Source organism: Roseisolibacter sp. H3M3-2 (assembly GCF_029211165.1).
In the GTDB taxonomy this organism is placed as follows: domain Bacteria; phylum Gemmatimonadota; class Gemmatimonadetes; order Gemmatimonadales; family Gemmatimonadaceae; genus Roseisolibacter.
Window position 1 is genome coordinate 1 of sequence record NZ_JARGEK010000566.1, and the last position, 2,136, is coordinate 2,136.

At 76.6% G+C, this 2,136-nt stretch carries 1 protein-coding gene; it reads right to left on the reverse strand.

The features are described from left to right. Window positions 1–31: 31 nt before the first annotated feature. Window positions 32–1,978: a tRNA uridine-5-carboxymethylaminomethyl(34) synthesis enzyme MnmG gene (mnmG, locus tag PYV61_RS24570; RefSeq protein WP_275836514.1), complete on the reverse strand. Its 1,947-nt coding sequence runs from the start codon at window positions 1,976–1,978 to the stop codon at window positions 32–34. Window positions 1,979–2,136: the final 158 nt, after the last annotated feature.

Consider the following 2,136-nt stretch of genomic DNA (forward strand, 5'->3'; position numbering starts at 1 on the left):
GTCGAAGGCGGCGCTATGATCGCGCCAGCGATCATCCCGCCGCCGGAGCGCCCCCATCGCCGGCGCCCCACGGCGCGCCGGAGCCGGCCCCGCGCCGCCGCCGCTCCACCTCGACCATCAGGTTCTGCAGGTCCGAAGGAGACACCCCAGGCACCCGCCCCGCCTGCGCCAACGTCCGCGGCCGCACCACCTCCAGCTTCTGCCGCGCCTCCGTCGACAGCGCCCGCATCCCCGCGTACGGCAGGTCCGCCGGCAGCTCGAACTCCGCCATCCGCGCCAGCCGCGCCGCCGCCGCCCGCTCCCGCGCGAGATACCCCGCGTACTTGAGCTCCAGCTCCGCCGTCACCGCCGCCTCCGGATCGCCCACCGCGACCCCCGCCGCGTCGAGCAACGCGCGCAGCGAGACGGCGGGACGCCGCGCCAGCTCCGCCACCCGCACCGCCTGCGACGGCGCCGGCTCCCCGACCGCCGCCAGCACCGGCCCCGCCTGCGCCGGCGAGATGCTCGTCCGCTCCGCCAGCGTGCGCGTCTCGTCCTCCGCCGCCAGCCGACGCCGGACCTGCGCCAGCTCGTCGGGCGTGTAGAGCCCCACCCCCTCGCCGACCGCCGACAGCCGGCGCAGCGCGTTGTCCTGCCGCACCGTCAGCCGGAACTCCGACCGCGACGTGAAGAGGCGATAGGGCTCGTCCACCCCGCGCGTCACCAGGTCGTCCACCAGCACGCCGATGTACGAGGACTCGCGCCCCAGCACCAGCGGCGGGCGCCCGAGCGCCGCCAGCCCCGCGTTGAGCCCCGCCACCACCCCCTGGCCCGCCGCCTCCTCGTAGCCCGTGGTGCCGTTGATCTGCCCCGCGAGCCACAGCCCGTCGAGCGCGCGGACGCGGAGCGTCGCGTCCAGCTGCGTGGGCGGGTAGTAGTCGTACTCGATCGCGTAGCCGGCGCGCGTCATCACCGCGCGCTCCAGCCCCCGCACCGTGCGCAGCACCGCCAGCTGCACCGGCGCCGGCAGCGACGTCGAGAGCCCGTTCACGTACAGCTCCGACGTGTCGAGCCCCTCCGGCTCCAGGAAGAGCTGGTGCCGCACCGCCTCGGGGAAGCGGACGATCTTGTCCTCGACCGACGGGCAGTACCGCGGCCCCCGCGCCCCGATCGCTCCCCCGTACATCGCGCTCTCCCCCAGATGCTCGGCGATCAGCGCCTTGCCGGGGGCCTCGAGGTACGTCTGCCAGCAGGGAAGCTGCGGGAGCGGCGGCGGATCGCCTGCGTCGCGAAAATGGCTCCAGCGGTACGTGAAGTCCGCCAGCTCGCTCTCCTGCCGGAGGAGCGCGCCGAAGTCGACGCTGCGGCCGTCGATGCGCGGCGGCGTTCCGGTCTTGAAGCGCGCCGCCGTCAGCCCCGCCGCCTCCAGCTGCTCGGCGAGGTGCGTGGTCGCCCCCTCGCCCGCGCGCCCGCCGGCGATCGCGGTCGTGGTGCCGATGTGCAGCCGGCCGCGCAGGAACGTCCCCGTCGTGATCACCACCGCGCGGGCGCCGAGCCGGCGCCCCTCCAGCGTCTCGAGGCCGACCACGCGCGCGCCGTCGAACACCAGGCGCGCCACCGTCCCCTGGAGCGTCACCAGCCCCGGGCGCGCCTCCAGCAGCGCGCGCACCGCGCGGCGGTAGAGCCCCCGGTCGCACTGCGCGCGCGGCGACCACACCGCGGGGCCCTTGCCGCGGTTCAGCATCCGGAACTGCACCGTCGCGCGGTCGGTCGCGCGCCCCATGACGCCGCCGAGCGCGTCGACCTCGCGCACGACCGTCCCCTTGGCGACGCCGCCGACGGCCGGGTTGCACGACATCTGGCCGATGGTCTCGAGCGCGCTCGTCACCAGCGCGGTGCGCGCGCCCAGCCGCGCCGCCGCGGCGGCCGCCTCGGCGCCCGCGTGGCCGCCGCCGACCACCACGACGTCGTACGTGTCCTCGAACGCCGGGCCGCTCATTTCGTCACCATCGGCTACCAATTCCGCGTCGGCGCGCCGCGCGTGCGGGGCGTGTATCATCACGTTATGCGTCCCCCCCGCCGCCCCGCCACCGCGCTCGCCGCCGCCGTCGTGGCGGGCTGCGCCGCCGCGTCGCGCGCCGCGGCGTCGCCCGAGCC